The following is a 500-nucleotide window of genomic DNA, read 5'->3' as shown; positions in this document are numbered from 1 at the left end:
TATATGGACACCGACCCTGTGCAAGCAAGTGCTGCTCTATTTTTAACAAAGTAGTCACAAACATATATTCGGCTTCATGAGCCCCGATGAACATCCGCACTCTCTGGCCTCATTAGTTCCATGGCTTGCCACAGCCAAGCTATTTGCCAGGTTCACAGAGAGTCGGTTCTACCTGTCAGAACATCACTCTTGGACTGCCAACAAAAATCATACTGTTACTTAAACACATACTCTGTTTTCTGGCTTACCAGCGCCCAGGCTATCCGGGCGTTCTTGTTAGCCAACGCGACGATGGCCTTATTTATACCACTTCGGACAATTATGCCTTTTAACCATCGCTGAAGCCCACCGCATTGCTCATCCGGAAGGTTTGCAACACGGTAAACCACTGAGCGGGCGCCATGGATAAGCAAACCTCGCAGATAACCGTCTCCGCGCTTTGTTATTCCCAGCAATCTGACTTTTCCGCCACTACTGTGCTCTTTGGGTACTAGCCCCAG

Annotated in this window: 1 protein-coding gene; it reads right to left on the bottom strand. The window is 49.0% G+C overall.

Annotated features, from left to right (window positions below; all coding sequences use genetic code 11):
• Positions 1 to 215: 215 nt before the first annotated feature.
• A partial coding sequence (locus ACYVG7_RS09830) for a transposase (RefSeq protein ID WP_460882960.1) occupies positions 216 to 500 on the bottom strand: 285 nt, incomplete at its 5' end.

Source organism: Pseudaeromonas pectinilytica, assembly GCF_054780855.1.
This window is presented reverse-complemented; position numbering and strand designations above follow the sequence as displayed.